The 16687-nt window shown below is 64.9% G+C and carries 11 protein-coding genes; 3 read left to right on the forward strand and 8 right to left on the reverse strand.

All coding sequences use genetic code 11. From position 1 onward, the window contains the following. Positions 1–150 precede the first annotated feature (150 nt). From KF886_09655 to KF886_09665, 3 genes are all read right to left on the reverse strand, one after another. Entirely contained in the window at positions 151–387 is a 237-nt protein-coding gene (locus KF886_09655; protein MBX3177615.1) for a hypothetical protein, read from the reverse strand. Positions 388–1208: 821 nt separating this feature from the next. Continuing rightward, positions 1209–2309: an AI-2E family transporter gene (locus KF886_09660; protein ID MBX3177616.1), complete on the reverse strand. Its 1101-nt coding sequence runs from the start codon at positions 2307–2309 to the stop codon at positions 1209–1211. Positions 2310–2395: 86 nt separating this feature from the next. Next, complete coding sequence (locus KF886_09665) at positions 2396–2761, reverse strand: DUF805 domain-containing protein (protein ID MBX3177617.1); 366 nt, start codon at positions 2759–2761, stop codon at positions 2396–2398. Positions 2762–2959: 198 nt separating this feature from the next. On the opposite strand from KF886_09665, the gene KF886_09670 reads away from it, so the two are divergent. Continuing rightward, entirely contained in the window at positions 2960–5152 is a 2193-nt protein-coding gene (locus KF886_09670; protein ID MBX3177618.1) for a hypothetical protein, read from the forward strand. 655 nt (positions 5153–5807) lie between these two features. On the opposite strand, the gene KF886_09675 is transcribed toward KF886_09670, so the two are convergent. The 5 genes from KF886_09675 to KF886_09695 all read right to left on the reverse strand — a co-directional run bounded on the left by KF886_09675 (position 5808) and on the right by KF886_09695 (position 12237). After that, a complete protein-coding gene (locus KF886_09675) occupies positions 5808–8120 on the reverse strand; it encodes a beta-galactosidase (protein ID MBX3177619.1) in 2313 nt (770 codons plus the stop codon). A gap of 14 nt (positions 8121–8134) precedes the next feature. Continuing rightward, complete coding sequence (locus KF886_09680; GenBank protein ID MBX3177620.1) at positions 8135–9862, reverse strand: hypothetical protein; 1728 nt, start codon at positions 9860–9862, stop codon at positions 8135–8137. A gap of 160 nt (positions 9863–10022) precedes the next feature. After that, complete coding sequence (locus tag KF886_09685) at positions 10023–10193, reverse strand: hypothetical protein (GenBank protein ID MBX3177621.1); 171 nt, start codon at positions 10191–10193, stop codon at positions 10023–10025. Further along, on the reverse strand, positions 10190–11464 hold the full coding sequence (locus KF886_09690; protein ID MBX3177622.1) for a helix-turn-helix domain-containing protein: 1275 nt from the start codon (positions 11462–11464) through the stop codon (positions 10190–10192). The genes KF886_09685 and KF886_09690 overlap by 4 nt, the downstream gene beginning before the upstream one ends. After that, the gene (locus tag KF886_09695) at positions 11461–12237 is read right to left on the reverse strand and encodes an MBL fold metallo-hydrolase (GenBank protein ID MBX3177623.1); all 777 of its coding nucleotides are present in this window, start codon (positions 12235–12237) and stop codon (positions 11461–11463) included. The genes KF886_09690 and KF886_09695 overlap by 4 nt, the downstream gene beginning before the upstream one ends. A 141-nt stretch (positions 12238–12378) precedes the next feature. Between KF886_09695 and rpoN the strand changes: the two genes are divergently transcribed. Both rpoN and KF886_09705 read left to right on the forward strand, forming a co-directional pair. Further along, a complete protein-coding gene (rpoN, locus tag KF886_09700) occupies positions 12379–13797 on the forward strand; it encodes an RNA polymerase factor sigma-54 (GenBank protein ID MBX3177624.1) in 1419 nt (472 codons plus the stop codon). 598 nt (positions 13798–14395) lie between these two features. Further along, on the forward strand, positions 14396–16678 hold the full coding sequence (locus tag KF886_09705; protein MBX3177625.1) for a DUF4838 domain-containing protein: 2283 nt from the start codon (positions 14396–14398) through the stop codon (positions 16676–16678). Positions 16679–16687: the final 9 nt, after the last annotated feature.

A 16687-nucleotide genomic window follows, 5' to 3' on the forward strand; every position in this document is an offset into this window, starting at 1 on the left:
CTCCTACCGGCGGCCCTGAACGCCGCCGGCTTGAAAAAAACGCCCCAATGACTGCCGGGCCCCAGGGCCCGGCAGTCCTTTCAGGAACTCAGGCATACCCGCCTGAGAAGCAGCGCAACCATGCCCGGAACACCCCGGAACTCCATCCCTTCATTCGCTCCACTCGCGTAGCCCCTCGTGTCCCTTCCGTCTCATCGGCCCTTCAGATCCCTCAGATCCCTCAGGTCCCTGCCGTTCCTGTAGTCCCTCATGTCCCTGTAGTCCCTGTAGTCCTTGTAGTCCTTGTAGTCCCTGTAGTCCTTGTAGTCCTTGTAGTCCCTGTAGTCCCTGTAGTCCCTGTAGTCCCTGTAGTCCCTGTAGTCCCTGTAGTCCCCAGTCAACTGTCAACTGTCAACTGTCAACTGTCAACTGTCAACTGCCCTCCAGCCTAAGGCCTAAAAAAACTGCAACGCCCCATCCCTATTAATAGGTGATTGACGGGGAAACTTCGATCGCGTTTGCCACCTCGTCCCCTTTCAACGTTCAGACGCGGGCTCTGTACTGGCGGATTACCACTGGGCGTATGCCGGCTATTCCGCACCACGATACTGCCAGACACCCCCGCGCGTCGTTAGTCTGACCCAAGGTTAAAACCGCCAATCACCCGCATAAGTCCGGCGCCGGACAACCTTCTTTAACCACAACTGCAACCACGGGGACTGGCTCCCGCGACAAAAACCACCCCAGCCGCGAAAGCGTCCCAAACCACCCCAGAATCGCGGGTGCCTGTACCCGCAGAAAAGCACCCCCCGTGCCACCCGCACCCGCCCCAGGGACTGCGGCGCCCCATCACCCCGCGCCCCAAACCACCCCAAAATCGCGGGTGCCGCCAGGGGGGACTGGCTCCCGCGACGCCAACCACCCCAGCCGCGAAAGCGCCCCAAACCACCCCAGAATCGCGGGTGCCGCCAGGGGGGACTGGCTCCCGCGACAAAAACCACCCCAGCCGCGTAGGCGCCCCAAACCACCCCAGAATCGCGGGTGCCTGTACCCGCAGAAAAGCACCCCCCGCGCCACGCGCTCCCGCCCCAGGGACTGCGGCGCCCCATCACCACGGGCGCCAACAGCCCACACGCGACCCCAAGCGAGCCCAACCAACCCACAACACCGCCAACCGGCGCGGCTGTCCCGTCGCCGGCCAGGCAACCCACGCCCCAAACGCTCCCAAACTACATATCGTCAAGCGCCTCCAGACGCCCTTCCATAATAGCCGCCATCGGCTTCGTCACATCGATCCGCGCAAAAATGATCTTTGCGCTCGCCGTCATCGGAATCGCCAGCAACATCCCCGCGAATCCCCACAAAATGCCCCAGAAGATGAGAGACATCAAGACAACCACCGGGTGCAGACCGAGCGTGTCACCCATGATCTTCGGTTCCACCACACTCCCGATGACGAACTGAACACTGAGCGGCAACAGAAGCGCCAGGACGACCGTCACGTGGCTGACATCCGGCGTCAACAGCACAAACGGAAGCGGCAACACGGTCGCGACAATCGATCCGAGATTCGGAATGAAGTTCAGGATGAATGCGAAGGCCCCGAACGACATCGCGTAGCGCACGCCCAGAAAATGTAGCACCAGGAAAACGAGAAATCCCGTGGTGACGGAAGAAAGGACCTTTATTATAATATACTTCTGTACTCGCGACTCGATCTCCCCTATCACGCCGCCCCGCGGCTTGGCCGGCGCGGTACTCCCCATCAGCAGAAACGCCGTAAACAAGAGCACGAGCAGGCCGTTCGACAACACCGAGAAGACGCTGGCGGAAAGCCGCCGCGCAATGCCGTTTATCGCGCCCTCCGGCAGCAGCAGCGTGGTCCGGAACCCCCCGGACCCTGCCGGCGGTGCGGGGGCGCCGTCCGACCCGGCGGTATTGGCCCCGGCGGTATTGGCGACCCCGATAAGGTTAACCAGCGTATTGATCGGTTTGGAATTCTCCGCCTGGCGCAACAGGCGCGTGAGTTGTTGCTCATACTCGCCCGCGCTATTCGCAAACTGCCCAACCGAAACCGAAATGAACGCGCCCGTGCCCAGCACCACCAGAAAGCCGATCAGAAGCGTCAGCCCCAGCGCGATCGCGCGGCCCACCCGCAGCTTCCGCATCAGGAAGTTCACGACCGGCATCAGCACCAGCGCCAGAAACGCCGCCAGAATAAACGGCACCAGCACGATACGCAGAAGGTAAAGCGTCACCGCCAGCGTCACGATCGTCAAGATGGCCAGGCAGACCGTCTGGATACGCAGTTCGTATTCGCTCTTCGTCATTTTCCGTTCACCGCCTGCTTACGGGCCGTTCAAAAATCCAGCGCGCCGCCCGCTCTCGTGACCGGGCGGCGCGCCGTATTATCAATTCAGCCCGCCGACATCGAAGCCCCGCCCTTCGGGTCCGCGCCAAACCGGTTCGATCCCGGCGTCCCGTCCAGGCAATAGAATATCAGCAGGACGATCGCCCCGATGAACGGAATAAATCCGATCAACAGCCACCAGCCACTCCGGTCCGTGTCGTGCAGACGGCGCATCGACACCGCAATGTTCGGAAGCAGCGTGCCCAGGTAATACAGAGTCGTCAATATGCCGGTCAGGCCCACAATCCCTTCAATGATGGACAGCACGACGACCACAATGACCGTAAACAGCACATACATCCAGAATTCCGTGCGGTGGGCCCGCCCGCTGAAGCCCGTGTAGTTCTTCAATCCATCCAGATACCAGTTCATGACTTTTCCTTTCCTCGTTCCCTGCGGTTGGTTTCCGGCCGCGGCCGGGATAGCCGCGCGCCCGAAGTGGAGGACGCGGCCCGGGGCCGCTATACTCCATGGTTCGCACGCTGGCTACAGTAGGTAAACCTGCGCACCCGTTGCAACTGTTTCACCGCGGCCCACGCCGCCCAACGCCCTTATTCGGAGGATTGCCCCATGACCCGCCGCTCCATCTGGCGCTACACGCTGCCGGCGTTCGTCTGCCTGGCGCCCCTCTGCTCGGTTCCCGCGCAGGAAGCCAGTGTACACGTCGATCCCGTCACCCGCTACTTCCACATCGCCTACCCCGTCCCGGAAAACGCGCCCGAAACCATTGAGGTCGCCTGTACCGTCGCTCCCGCCAACGCCGAGGAGTGGCGGCCTGCCCGCGTCATGCCCCTGATCTCCGACACGGCCCTCGGCCTCCTTCCCGGCGCCGAGTGGACGTCCTGGGCCGACGCTGGAATCGTGACCGAAAGGCGGGCCGCGGGCCTCCAGCGCACCGTAGTTTTCAACCCCTACCCACAGGCGGAGCACGCGGGCAAGGTCGACGCGACATTCCGCATCGAAATCCGCCACCCCGGCGGGGAGACACTCGCCACCCACACCATCCCCCTTCGCGCGGACAATACCGATGTATTCACCATCGAGGACTGGTCCCAGGTTTTCCAGGCAGGCCAGATACAGCCCGAGGGCGGCGACGCCCCCCAGAAGTGGCAATGGCGCACGGGCTGGGACGGCGCACTCGGCTTTTCTCGCGGTGACAGCCTCCACGGCGACGCCGGCAAGACCCTCCCGCTCCCCCAGCTCTCCTACCCGCTCAACCTCTCGGGCTGGTACGCCGTCCATGTCCACGCCCCCGGCGCCATACGCCTGCGCTTCACGGGCGACGAACGCGACGACCTCCTGAGCACGCGCCGCGGCGAGGAAGTGTTCTGGCGCTGGGCCCGGCTGGACCGCCAGAACCTCGTGCTCCAGCAGCCCCACAATTACCAGGGCTACACCCCCGCCACCATCGACTACGTGCGCTTCGTCCCCCTCTCCGACGATCAGCGCGCCGCCCTCGACGCCCCCTTTACCGCCCCGCGCGACAAGTTCATCGCCGGCTACTGGGAGCCCTACTCCTGGGCCTTCTCCGACAACGTCCAGCACCCGCTCTGGCACCGCGAATACCTCACCGCATTCGCCGAAGCCCGCATCGATCTCGTCGACATGCAGATTGGCCGTTTCGGCATGAAAGTCGTTTACGAATCGCGCCTCGCCGAGAACCTCTACCACTCCACCATCGGCGATCCCATCGGCGAGGTCGCCCAGCCCCTCACCGACAACGTCGGGCGGATGCAGCAGTTCACCAACACGCTCGAAAACTCGCTGCGCCCCGAGAAGGACCTCGGGCTCTGGCTCCACGCGAATTTCGGTGCGAGCAACTGCTATCCCGGCACGCCCCTCCAGGGACAGTTCTCCAAGGACCACCCGGAATGGATGCGCGGCGCGACCCTGCGATTTGAAGTGCCCGAAGTCCGCGAACACGCCCTGGGCCTCTACCGCGAAGCCCTCGAAATCGGCGCGCGCGGCGTCTCCATCGACTTCTGCCGCTACCCCGGCACGATCGATGTCCCCGAGACGGCAAACCTCTTCCTGAAGGCGCTGCGCGCGCTGGCGGATGAGTTCAGCGCGAAACGAGGCGCATCCGTGCCCATCCTCGTGCGTTTTCCCGCGCATGGCGTGGACCGCGGCGAGAACTTCGACTACGCCGCCTGGGCGCGCGAGGGCTGGGTGGACTACCTCTGCCCGAGCAACATCCAGGGCCGCCACAACCATTTCGACATCGCGCCCTACCAGGATGCCGTCGCGGGAACCAGGACCACGCTCCTCCCCGCCACCGACGGCCTCGCCTGGGGCAATCCCCTGCCGGGACCCTTCCTCTGGCGCGCGAAACAGCTCTACGACGCCGGCGCCCCGGGCATGTATGTCTACCAGGCCGACAGCCGCGTCCTCGGCACGCCGGTCGAGCGGCGCACGATGCGGATGCTTGGCAGCAGCGCCGCCGTCAACGCCTGGTGGGAAGAAGACACCCGGCTGCGTACCGCGCGAAGCAAAGGCATCTACGCCACCACCAACATGCAGGTCGAAGGCTGGCACGGCTGGCAGCGCCTCCGCGTCTGGCTGGAGGGCATCCCCTTCGGCGCGGTGGAGTATTATCTGGACGGTAAACTCGTGGATACCGACAACGGCCCGCCCTACCTCCTCGGCAACGAAGACCGCGCCAGCGACGGCATCATCCCCCCGGGCGAGCACACACTCACGATCCGCGCACAGGACGGCGGCGGCTGGCTCGAACAGACCTTCACCATCCTCGGCGCGGGCTGAAGCAGCCCTCGCATGAAAGGATCCGTGTAGCCATCGAAAGCAACCATGGATCGCGGACATTTCCGCCACGACGGACCCTCGGCCTGTCCGCGGCAAATGTAGGATAGCCGTCCCGGCTGTCCAAAGCGCCGAAGGGCGCAAAGGATCGCGGACATTTCCGCCACGGCGGACCTTCGACGTGTCCGCGGCAAATGTAGGATAGCCGTCCCGGCTGTCCAAAGCGCCGAAAGGCGCAGCAGGATCGCGGACATTTCCGCCACGGCGGACCTTCGACGTGTCCGCGGCAAATGTAGGATAGCCGTCCCGGCTGTCCAAAGCGCCGAAGGGCGCAGCAGGATCGCGGACATTCATGTCCGCGGCAACGTGTGCCTAAATACTTCTCGTGAACGTTGCTCTCGCGAAGCAGCCCCGGCCCTCGTCGTGCAATCATGCGCCGCCGCAGGGATTGCTTTCGCCGGACGTGCCACTTCTCACGACACACGGCGCCGAAGGCGCAATTCATACCAGCCTGGGCCAACGGCCCAGGTTTGCCGGCCGGGATTCCCAAAAGGGCTGAAGGCCCGACTCATAATCAACTCAGATCAAAGCCAGACCCATCAGAGGGACTCAGACATTCCTGTCTGAGATACCTGCCATACACAACCACCACCTCCCCCTATTCACCCATCCCGAACAACGCAATCCCATACCCCGGAACACGAATCTCCCGCCCACCCTCAACGGCCAGCGTAACCGCCTCCGGATTGTAATTCAACGCCGCGATCCGCCCGCTCTCCAGCACGCTGAAAAAAACCTGCTCGGGCCGCTCGACCGCCAGAAGCGCGCGTTCCTTCGCGGACAACGCATCGCTCTCCACCAACGCACCGCGAACGAAGTCCGCGTAGAGCGATTCCGGCTCCATGTCCCCGCGAAAACGGTAAAACGCGCCCTGGCCCGTCTCGCCCCCGCTCCACCCCTGGAAGATCTCGGCGGATCCCGACAAGCCCGTCAGGTTTCCGCGCGGAAACGCGGGATAGATCACTGTGCCGCCCGCCTTTACCCACGCGTCGATCTTCGCGAGCGTTGCGTCGGGCATCACCGTGCCCCAGACGAACACCAGGACGCGATACCGATCCAGAAAGCCCTCGTCAATGAGGCGCTCGTCGAGGTAGTCCACCTCGGTCACCCGCCGCACCGCGGCCGCGCGCGGGTTGAAGCCCCACGCGTAGAGGTACCGGAAGGCGCTGTCCTCCAGCTGGTTCACGGTCTCCGGATAGAACACCGCGACGCTGGTCTGCCCCATGGCGCGCTCGTCGAGCAGCGGCGCGTATTCCAGCCACTGGTCGATTGCGTAGGTGTCGTTCATGATGTTCTGCTGGTAGGTGAAGAAATGCTCCCCACCCGTCACGAGTGTGCCGAAGACCCTTCCCGCCACCCCACGCGCCGTGTGTGAACTGGCCGGTTCATAGCCCAGCGGCACGCCATAGTGCTTCGCCGCCGTCACCGCGAGCCGCGTGGCATAGAAGTTCTGCTCGAAGCTGTCCGTCTCGTTGGTCAGGCGAATCCCCCCATTTATCAGGGTCATGCTCTTCGTCTGCGCCGTGTAGTCCGTCCCCGATTCGCGGAAGCCCCAGCCGCCCGCCGACTGGTAGATCGGCGTGTTGGGCATCGCTTTCCGCGCTTCCAGCGCCCACCACTCGCACCAGTCCGTCATGAGATCCGTGTACCAGGCCGTGAAATCGATCCGCTCCGCCGGCAGGAGCATCTGCTCGGGCAGGCGCGGCGCGATCGCGTCGAAGGACGCGTGGTCCGTCCCCCACGCGGCGTTCAGCGCGGCCACATCGGCATAGCGATCGGCCAGATAGCGCCGATAGTCCGCCTGGGCGTGCGCATCGCCGGCCCACCAGCCGAGGTGGATATGCATATCGGCCCCGTCCACGCCCCAGTTGCCGCCGGCCGGATATTGCGACTCGCCGTAGTTGCCGCTGGGACCAAGCCGCACGCCCTGGAGCACGCCCATTGGCTCGTAATGCCGCCCGAAGGCCTCCAGCACGCGCGTCACGTGGCGGCGGTGGGGTTCGTAGCAGATACTCTGCACCGGATTCGAAAGCCCGTGCTCCAGGCACACCATGCCCACGTTCTCGTCGCTCTCGAGAAACCATTCCGGCAGCGCGTAGGCCGATCCCACAATCAGCAGCGGGAACCACTTCAGGTCGTATTCCGCCAGCTTCGCGACGATCGCGTCGTAGAAGGAGAAATCGAACTCCCCTTCCGCCCGGGGCTCGACCCGCTTCCAGGAGACATAACTCTCCACCGCGTTGAAGCCCAGCACCCGCGCGAGCGGCGCCAGCTCATTCAAGGCCGCCAGCGAGCTGTCAAGCGCCTCTATCCCCCCGCGCACATCCACCCCTGCCGAACAGACCAGGTCCATCGGGCGCTCCAGCGTCACCATCGGCTTCACGTCGCACGGCACGGACGCCGACTTCGCCGCCCACGCACCGTCCGCCTGCGGCGGCAGAATCCGGACGCCGGTCAGATGTCGCATCCCGGTGAGTTGCAGGCTCCAGGCGTCGGTCTCGGGAAGCGCCGCGCGATCGAAGGAAAACCACGCTGTCCGCGCCGCGCCCGTGTTCAGCCGCGTATAGGAAACGCTCCGGTTCGCGCCGCGCCAGCCCCCGCCGGTCTCGCGCTTGACGGCGGCCCCGATCAGGCCCGCGCCCACGTCCAGGTGCGCCACCTCCAGCACGAAGGACGGCCAATCCGCTGGAATGTCAGCGCGCCCGTGAAACGCTAACGGTTGAACGCTATAGGGATCGCGATCCGGAGGCGGACTGACGCTCCACGCGCCGTTCCGCTGCGCGATCTCGAAATCCGGCGTCGTGCAAACGAAACCGGCCACGCCGCCATCGGACGCGATGGACACGACATCCACCGCCCCTTCGGTCGCGGCGGCGGATGCAATCAGTATCGTTGCCAGAATCAGCGACATTGTCTTGAATTCGTTCATCGCGCCACCCACCACCGCGAGCGCGCGGGCATTGTCCGTTCGATGACATGCCCCGAAGCCTCGATCGCTCCGCCCGTGAAACCGTCGCGCAGGGAACCCGCCGGCAATCCCGACACATCGAGCCGTACGGTTGCCGGGGTATTGTTGTAGTTCTGAATAAACCAGCCAGACTCGCCCAGCGGCTGGATGGTCACCCGGGTTGGCGCCAATACGAGCCGCTCGCCCCCGCCGCCGAAGCGGTCCCGCAATACCGACGCCCAGGCCTCGGGAAGGTCCAGCAAGCCCAGGTTTCGCGGGGACAGCAACACCTCGTTTACTGCGTCGAAGTCTTCCTGCGTGAACATGTGGAGGTTCAGGACCAGCAGGCGCCCGCTGCCCACGTGGTGCTCCGTCAGGAAGGGTACGGGCGTATCGCCGTCGAGCGCCTCCAGCAGGACCTCGGCCGCCTGCGGCGCGATACGCCCGCCCACATCCAGGCCGCGCGGCACGTGGACCGCCGCGCCATCCACCAGAACGGACTCCGTGCGCAGGTGGGCCACGGCGGGCGCCTCCGCCAGCCCGGCGAGCTTCGCCAGGCGATCACCCTCGACCGCGTTCGCGAGCAATCCAGTCGTGACAATCACCGTCTTTCCCCCGTGCAGGGCCGCCTCGATATGGTTTGCGATCTCCGGGTCCCGTGCGCCGTACGCGGGCGCGAAGATGCGCTTCGACGCGTGGGGGAATTCCGAAACCGGCACAACCGGAATACCGAGCATCCCGATGAAGTCCATGATATACATGTCGCTGACCGGGTCGCTGTTGGGCGGCTTGTAGCCCGCCACCCCGGTCACCGGCGCCGCCCGCACCGCCTCCGCCAGGGCCCGCAGTCCCGCCAGATCCTGACGCAGGAGCTCGTGGCCCGGGTGCGAATCCGCCAGGGCCGCGTAGCTGAACAGCACGATATCGCGCGCCCCCGCCAGCACCGTCTGCCACGCCTGCTCCACAAAGTCGGGCCCATCGCAATCCCCATGATCGAACCAGGCCGCCTCCAACTTGCCGCCGGAGAGCGAATCAATCCAGCGGTAGTTCACAAAGCCCTCATACGGCTGCGTGAAGCCGAAGCGCTGCGTGTACTGCCCGCGCGTCTCCGTGCCCACCCAGACCGCGTCGTAGAGTTGGGGATGCCGCTCCACGTCGTATCCGAAGACGTGGTAACGGTCGTAGGATTGCGGGAACTTGAGGATCATCCGGATGTCCGGGTTCTCTTCCTTCGCCGCGTCGATGAAAATGCGCTGCGAGATTGCGGTCGTGAGGTCCCGGCGGTACTCCGGCCAGTCCCGACCGCGCCGCGCCGCATCCGAAATCGCGCTGCGATCGCCGGACAGCAGAAAGTCGTCCACCACGTAAGCATCGAAGACGCGCGCCGCCGCGCGCATGGCCGCCTCCAGATCAGCCTGGGTTTTCGGGTGCTCGAAATTAAGCCAGGCCAGGCCCTCGTTCGCCGCGACGCCCCAGTTCTCACCCGGGACCGTCGCAATCCCGCCCATCACCTCGAACCCTTCGCCCTCAAAAAAGTCCCGGAGCGTCCGAAGATCGGCTTCGGCCACCGCCTGATCCCCCCGGTTCGTCTCCACGATTACGCGCTCCACCGACAGATCCCGAAGGATCCCAAGAGCCCGTTGCTGTTGCTCCGGATCGAGCAGCCGCTGCGCATCGTGCGCGGTGCAGTAGGCCGAAAGCCGCAAGGGAGACGCCCCCGCGTTCAGTACTGCCGCAAGCCCAAGTAAACACAACCATCCGAGCGCCGCACGCAGCGGTCGCCGGAAACGAAAAACAATCACAATACACCAGCTTTCTATGGATCGAATGGGCGCCCGGGCCGGGCAATGGCCGGCGGCGCCCCCCCTACTTCTTCGGTTGGTAATCCGGACACTTCACGGCGTTCGGGCGCTGGGGCCGCGTGCACAGCGTGCCGTAGTCCAGGTGGCAGTTGTCGCACAGGAACTCCGTGGGGCACCGGACGCGCAGCCACCACTGCCGCAGCCGGTCCAGAGGGCTGTACTTTTTCGGCTTCATTGCTTTCCAAACCGTTCTCGGTATGCCGCGGGCGACATGCCCTCGACCTTCCGAAACAGTCTAGCAAAGTTACTCGGGTCGCTTATACCCACCCGGCGGCCCACGTCGGCGATGCCGAGTTTTGTCTCGCGGAGCAGCGGCTTCGACCGCTCCACCCGCAGCCGGCCCACGTAGCCGGAAAAGCTCATGCCGAACTTGCGTTTCAGGCGATGGCTGATCGCCGAGGGGGTCTGCCCCAGTTTCGCCGCAACTTCCTCCAGCGTGATCCCGGCTACGAGCCGATCGCGCACGAGCTCGAACAGCTCCGGGTAGTCCGGAAGGCGCGTTTCCACCGCCCCGCGCGCATCGCCGCGCCGCAGCCAGCCAAAAAGATCCAGCGCCGCGTCCGCCAGGCCGCCGTCGGTTTCCGCCCGCGCCACCGCCGCCGAAAAATCCGGGTACGCCTCCCACGCCGATGCCGTGGGGAGTCCGGCGCGCGCCACCGCCTCCAGCGCGGCGGAGGCCAGCGCGGAAACCCGCGCGCGGCGCGCATCCAGGGCGGCGCGGCCCCGGCCAGGCGTTTCGGCGATCGCGCCCATCAGCAGGGCGCGCGCATCCCGCCGGCTTCCCGCCGCCAGCGCCGCCGCAATGGCCGCGGCGGTCTCGGATTCCCGGTCCGGCCTCTCCCGCCGCGCGGCGCCCGAGCGCGCCGCCTTCCCGCTGTCTTTTTCGGGTGCGGTGGGCTCCGGCACGGGCAGCGCCGCCTCCGGCTCATTCGCATTCCACTTCGCCCAGGCCGCCCGCAGGCTATCGAGCGTCCATTCCGCGATGGCGGGAACCGACGCCGACGGGGGGCGGTGAATATCGTCCAGCGCAAACGGAAGCGCATCGACCGGGGCCTCCAGAAGGGACGCCAGGCCCGCGCGCACGTCGTCTTCCAGCGAGCGCTGCTCTTCCATGGGACAGTAGGGGCCGAGCGTGAGCATATAGCCCTCGCCGGGAATCAGCGGTACGGACACGCACGCGAAGCCCATGTGGCACACAAAGGGCATCGGCCGATCCTGCCGCTGCGCCAGCGACGCCGCCGTGGTCCGCGAAAGCCGGCACGCGCGCGCGCCGCCCGCCTCCTCGTGCACATGACGGCAGGCCGCGCACTGCCCCCAGCCGTACAGCCGCGGGCCTTCCTGGTTCCGCTGCACGTAGTGCACGCTCGCGGGGGTCCCCGCCGCCGCCGCCGCGCGCGCCAGCGCCGCCATCACCTCCCCGGAGCGCAGGAAGGCCAGCGCGCTCATGGCGCCGTCACCTCAAACAGCGGCGTCGGCCCGTTCTGCGTCGCCAGGTAGATGGCCGCCTGGTGCGACTTGAGCACCCCGCGCACGCGCTGCGTCACCAGTTCCGGGGTGTTGTTCTTCTCGCTGATGTGCACCAGCACCACCAATTGCAGCGCGTCGTGCAGCAGGCTGTGCAGCAGCGAGCACATGTCCTCGTTTGAGAGGTGCCCGTGACGTCCGCGGATGCGCTGCTGGATCTTCGGCGGGTACTGCCCGAGCCGGAGCATTTCGGGACAGTAGTTGGATTCGATCACCAGCGCGTGGGAGCCCGCGAGCCGGGTTTTGACCAGCTGCGAGGCGTGGCCCAGGTCGGTCGCCAGACCGAACTGCGCGCCCTGCGAACGGACAATAAACCCGACCGGGTCGGCGGCGTCGTGGGACACGCTGAAGCTGAGCACATCCAGGTCGCCGATGCGCAGGGTGTCCCCCGCTTCGAAGAAATCCACGGATCCGAGGGCGCCGAGAATGGGCGGGAGGTTTTCATAGGTGCCGCGGGTCATGTATACCGGTACGGGGGCCTTGCGCGTAAGGACGCCGATGCCCAGGACATGGTCGCCGTGCTCGTGGGTGACGACGATGGCGTTGAGGTCTTCCAGGGCGATACCGAGGGCGGCGGTGCGGAGCGATAACTGCTTAAAACTCAACCCGTTGTCAATTAATATCATCGTCGTCCGCGAACGCACGAGGATGGCGTTGCCACTGCTGCCACTTCCCAGAAGGCTGAACTGAAGCACGAAAGGGGTATTCCCGAGGGTTGCTAACTGCTTGAACGGTAAGTAAGTATAACAATTTCAGGGGGATTCATCAATTGACAAGCCCCCGGGTCGGTGATATAATGGCACGTGTCTTGCTTAGATTTATAAGGCTGTTCAATAATGCATATGGAACACCGGCTGGTTCAGACCCAGCGCCAACAGCTTGTACTGACGCAGAAGATGCAGCAGGCGCTGCATATTTTGCAGTTGAATGGCATTGAACTCGAGCAATACGTCCAGCAGGAGCTCGAGACCAACCCTTTCCTCGAACAGAAGCAGAAAAAGGAGGAAGAGGCCCCCCGGACCGAGGCCCCCACGCCGGCAATCGACGATCCCTTCGACCAGCCCTTCGACCTGGACCAGCATTCCGATAATTGGGATATCCGGTTCCGGGAGGGGCAGGATCTGAGCCACAACACGGATCTGTACGCCCGGCGCAAGTTCTACGAGGATTCCATCACCCAGGGGCAGTCCCTGCGCGCGCATCTGCTCTCCCAGCTCGCGCTGTCGACCGAGAACGAAAAAGACTACCTCATCGGCGAGCGGATCATCATCGGAGATATCGACAGCCGCGGCTACTTCACGGGCGACGAGACGGCCATAGCCGAGGAATTGCGGGTCTCGGAGTCGGATGTGGAGCGGGTGCTGCACAAGATCCAGCGCTTCGAGCCGACGGGCGTGGGCGCGCACGACGTGGTCGAATGCCTCCTGCTTCAGATCCAGGCGGAATACCCCGATCACGCGCAGCTCATCGACCTGGTGTCGAACCACCTAGACGATCTGAAGAACCGGCAGGTCCCGAAGATCGCCAAGGCGATGAAGATCTCCCCGGACGATGTCGAGAACCTGAAGAAGCAGCTCGCGACGCTGAACCCGTGGCCGGGGCATGAGTTTTCCTCCGAGCCCCCGCAGTACATCGCGGCCGAGGTGGTGGTCGAAAAGGTGGAGGGCGAGTACATCGTTCGTCTGGCGGATGAGCGCCTTTCCGACCTGAATATCAACACCGAGTACAGCGATGCGGTGAAGCGTTCGGGCCTGAACAAGGACGACAAGGATTACGTGCGATCGAAACTGGAGGCCGCCAAATGGCTCCAGCGCAATATCGCCCAGCGCCAGCAGACCATCCTGAAGGTATCCCAGGCGATCGTGAACTACCAGAAGGACTTTCTGGACAAGGGCATCGAGCACATCCGCCCGCTGACGCTTCAGGTCATCGCCGACGAGATAGGGGTGCACGAGTCGACGGTCGCCCGCACCACGCGCGGCAAATACATGCAGACGCCGCAGGGCCTCTTTGAATTGAAGTACTTCTTCAACTCGGGCGTATCTTCGGACACGGGCGACGCGCAGGCCTCCAAGGCCGTGCAGGCGCGTATCCAGAAGATCATCGACGAGGAAAACCCGTACAAGCCGCTGAGTGACCAGCGCATTGCGGATATCCTGAAGAAAGAGGGCACCAATATCGCGCGGCGCACGGTGACCAAGTACCGGGAAGCGCTGAATATACCGGCGACCACGAAGCGCAAGCAGTTCAAGTAGGGGTGAAGTTCGGATAGTACCGCGTCCGGACTGCGGGGAAGTAAGCAAAGTCGCAACACTTTAGCGTTCTTACGTGCGGAACAGTATGTGTTTTTGCTAGTGAAGCCGGTGTGCATGGAGCCCTTATTCCGCAAGTCGATCTGGTTTGGCCACTGTACTTCGGTCGGCTGCAACATTTTCGCCGCCTGAAGCAGCAACGCGCGGAAACAGGACGAAGGGACCGTTTACAATACGAGAAAGCGCGGCAAAGGATCGCGGACATTCCTGTCCGCGGCAAAGTGAGCCCGGGAAATAAAGTGACGTAAGTGGTTTGGAATAGATTCCCGGCGTCCCCGGGAGCGGAAGGCATGGGGGACCTGCGCCTCTTCACATACACATCGATCACGAGATGTCTTGCGCTCGTCCTGCCGCGGACAGGAATGTCCGCGATCCGGCTATTCACGCCCGCCTTGATCACGATTCGCCTCCAAGGCGGTGGGTGCTTCATTCCGCTCAAGTGATACCACATCCGCACACCAAACGGCGCGCCTTAAACAGCCGCATTCCGCTTGCACTTCCGCCCGCCCTTTCGTACACTCGGGCGCGGAGGTATGCCGCCATGATCCCCGCTCGCGTCCGGAGTCTTTTCCTCGCCGCCGCCCTGATCGCCCTTGCCCAGAGTGCAACCGCCGTGGAGCTTGTTCGCGGCGAGCCGTCGGCCCTAAGGATATACCACGGACCGGACGCGGCGCCGTCCACCGCGCACGCCGCGCGCGAACTCCAGCATTTCCTGCGCGAGATGACCGGCATCGAATTGCCCATCGAGAGCGATCCGCACATCGCGCTGCCCGGCGCGCTGTGCATTGCGGAGCGGGCGGTCCCCCGGAGCTGGCCGGACCCGGCGGCGCTTGGCGAGGAGGGCTACATCCTCCGCGCCGGGACCGGGAGCTTTCAGATCCTGGGCGGCATGCCCCGGGGCGTCCTGTACGGCGTGTACGGCCTGCTCCAGGACCATTTCGATTGCCGCTGGTTCACCCCCGAAGTCAGCCGTATCCCGCGCGTGGACCGTTTACGCTTCCCGCGCCTCGGCGAGACGGTTGTGCCGGTGCTGGCGTACCGCGAGCCGTTCGTCATGGAGATGCTGGATCCGGACTGGGCCGCGCGGAACCGGGTGAACGGGCAGTTCATGAACCTGGACGCGGACCGGGGCGGTAAGATTACCTACGAGGGCTTTGTGCATACCTTTGAGAGCCTCGTTCCACCCGACCAGTATTTCGAGGCGCACCCCGAGTACTTTTCCATGGTGGACGGCGAGCGCCTGCGCCACCGGTCCCAGTTGTGCGCGACCAATCCGGATGTGGCGCGCGTTGTCACGGAGGAGCTTCGCCGGCGCCTGCGGGAGAATCCCGGGGCGGGCGTCGTTTCGGTGTCTCAAAACGACTGGCACAATTACTGCCAATGCGCGCCCTGCACCACGCTGGCCGACGCCGAAGGCACGCAGGCCGCGCCCATCCTCTTTCTGGTGAACGCGGTGGCGCGGGATCTGCGCGACGAGTTTCCGGACGTGCTGGTGGACACCCTGGCCTACCAATATTCGCGCAAGCCGCCCCGGACCATGCGCCCGGAGCCCAACGTGATCGTGCGGCTGTGCAGCATTGAGTGCTGTTTCAATCACCCCTTCAATACCTGCGCCTCCCTTCGCAACAAGGAATTCGTGGCCGATCTGAAGGGCTGGGCGAAGGTATGCGACCGTGTCTGGGTCTGGGACTACGTCACCTCCTTCAGCCACTACCTCATGCCGTTCCCGAACCTGCACGTCCGCGGCCCGAACATCCGTTTCCTGGCGGATCACAACGTGCGCGGCATCTTCGCGCAGGACGTGTACAACACGCTGGACGGCGAGCTTTCGGGGCTCAGCGGCTACCTGAACGCGCAGCTCCTGTGGAACCCGCGCGCGAATCCCCGCGAGATCATCGAGGAATTTGTGACTGGGGTCTACGGCCCCGCCGCGCCCGCCGTGCGCCAGTACCTGGCGGCCCTCGAGAAGCTCGCGGGAGACGCCGGTGTCCACTCGGAGATCTGGGACGGCCCGGACGCGCCCTACATGACGGACGCGTTCCTCGCCCGCGCGGATGGACTGTGGAACAGCGCCGAAGATCTGGCCCGGGGCGACGGCGCGCTGCTCCAGCGCGTGCGGACGGACCGGATGGCGGTCGATTATGCGATGCTCGAGCGCGCGCGCTTTCTGGGGCTCGGCGCGCTGGAAAGGGATCCGGACGCGCGGTGGGGGCTGCGGATGCCCGAGGCGTTGGCCGGACGGATTGCGCGGTTCTTCGAGGCAGCGGAAGCGAGCGACCTGATCCAGATCCGCGAGCATGGCGATACGGTGGCGGAATACCGCGCCGGGTGGGAGCGCTGGATTGCGGCGCCCGAATCGCCCGCGCGGCCGGCGGTGACGCCGCCCCCGCTCCAGCCGGGCCTCCGCTATGAATTCTATGAGGGGCGCTGGATCGCCCTGCCGGACTTCGGCGCGCTGACGCCCGCGGAAAGCGGCGTGGCGGCGACGGTTAATCTGGAGGTTTCCCCCGCGGAGATCAGTTACGCGCTCCGGTTCACGGGCTACTTCGAGGCGCCGGCCACCGGGCTGTACTGCTTCACGCTGGTGTCGAACGACGGATCCCGGCTGTGGATTGGCGACGAGCGCATCATCGACCACGACGTGCGCTACATGGCCGTGCCCCGCGGCAATCCGGTGGCGCTGGAGGCGGGCTTTCACCCCATCACAATAGAATACTTCCAGAGCGCCGGGCGCAAGCATCTCGAATTCTTCGTCGAGGGCCCCGGGCTGCCCCGGCTGCGCCCGGGCGCGGGCCGTTTGTGGACGCCCGCCGCCGGGGAGTGAATTTCGCGC

The sequence above is a fragment of the Candidatus Hydrogenedentota bacterium genome (genome assembly GCA_019637335.1).
In the GTDB taxonomy this organism is placed as follows: Bacteria; Hydrogenedentota; Hydrogenedentia; order Hydrogenedentales; family JAEUWI01; genus JAEUWI01.

Coding starts and splice junctions, on each gene's coding strand:
- KF886_09660 (MBX3177616.1), bottom strand. CDS start 2,309: ATGACGAAGAGCGAATACGAACTGCGTATCCAGACGGTCTGCCTGGCC.
- KF886_09685 (MBX3177621.1), bottom strand. CDS start 10,193: ATGAAGCCGAAAAAGTACAGCCCTCTGGACCGGCTGCGGCAGTGGTGG.
- KF886_09705 (MBX3177625.1), top strand. CDS start 14,396: ATGATCCCCGCTCGCGTCCGGAGTCTTTTCCTCGCCGCCGCCCTGATC.
- KF886_09690 (MBX3177622.1), bottom strand. CDS start 11,464: ATGAGCGCGCTGGCCTTCCTGCGCTCCGGGGAGGTGATGGCGGCGCTG.
- KF886_09670 (MBX3177618.1), top strand. CDS start 2,960: ATGACCCGCCGCTCCATCTGGCGCTACACGCTGCCGGCGTTCGTCTGC.
- KF886_09675 (MBX3177619.1), bottom strand. CDS start 8,120: ATGTCGCTGATTCTGGCAACGATACTGATTGCATCCGCCGCCGCGACC.
- KF886_09665 (MBX3177617.1), bottom strand. CDS start 2,761: ATGAACTGGTATCTGGATGGATTGAAGAACTACACGGGCTTCAGCGGG.
- rpoN (MBX3177624.1), top strand. CDS start 12,379: ATGCATATGGAACACCGGCTGGTTCAGACCCAGCGCCAACAGCTTGTA.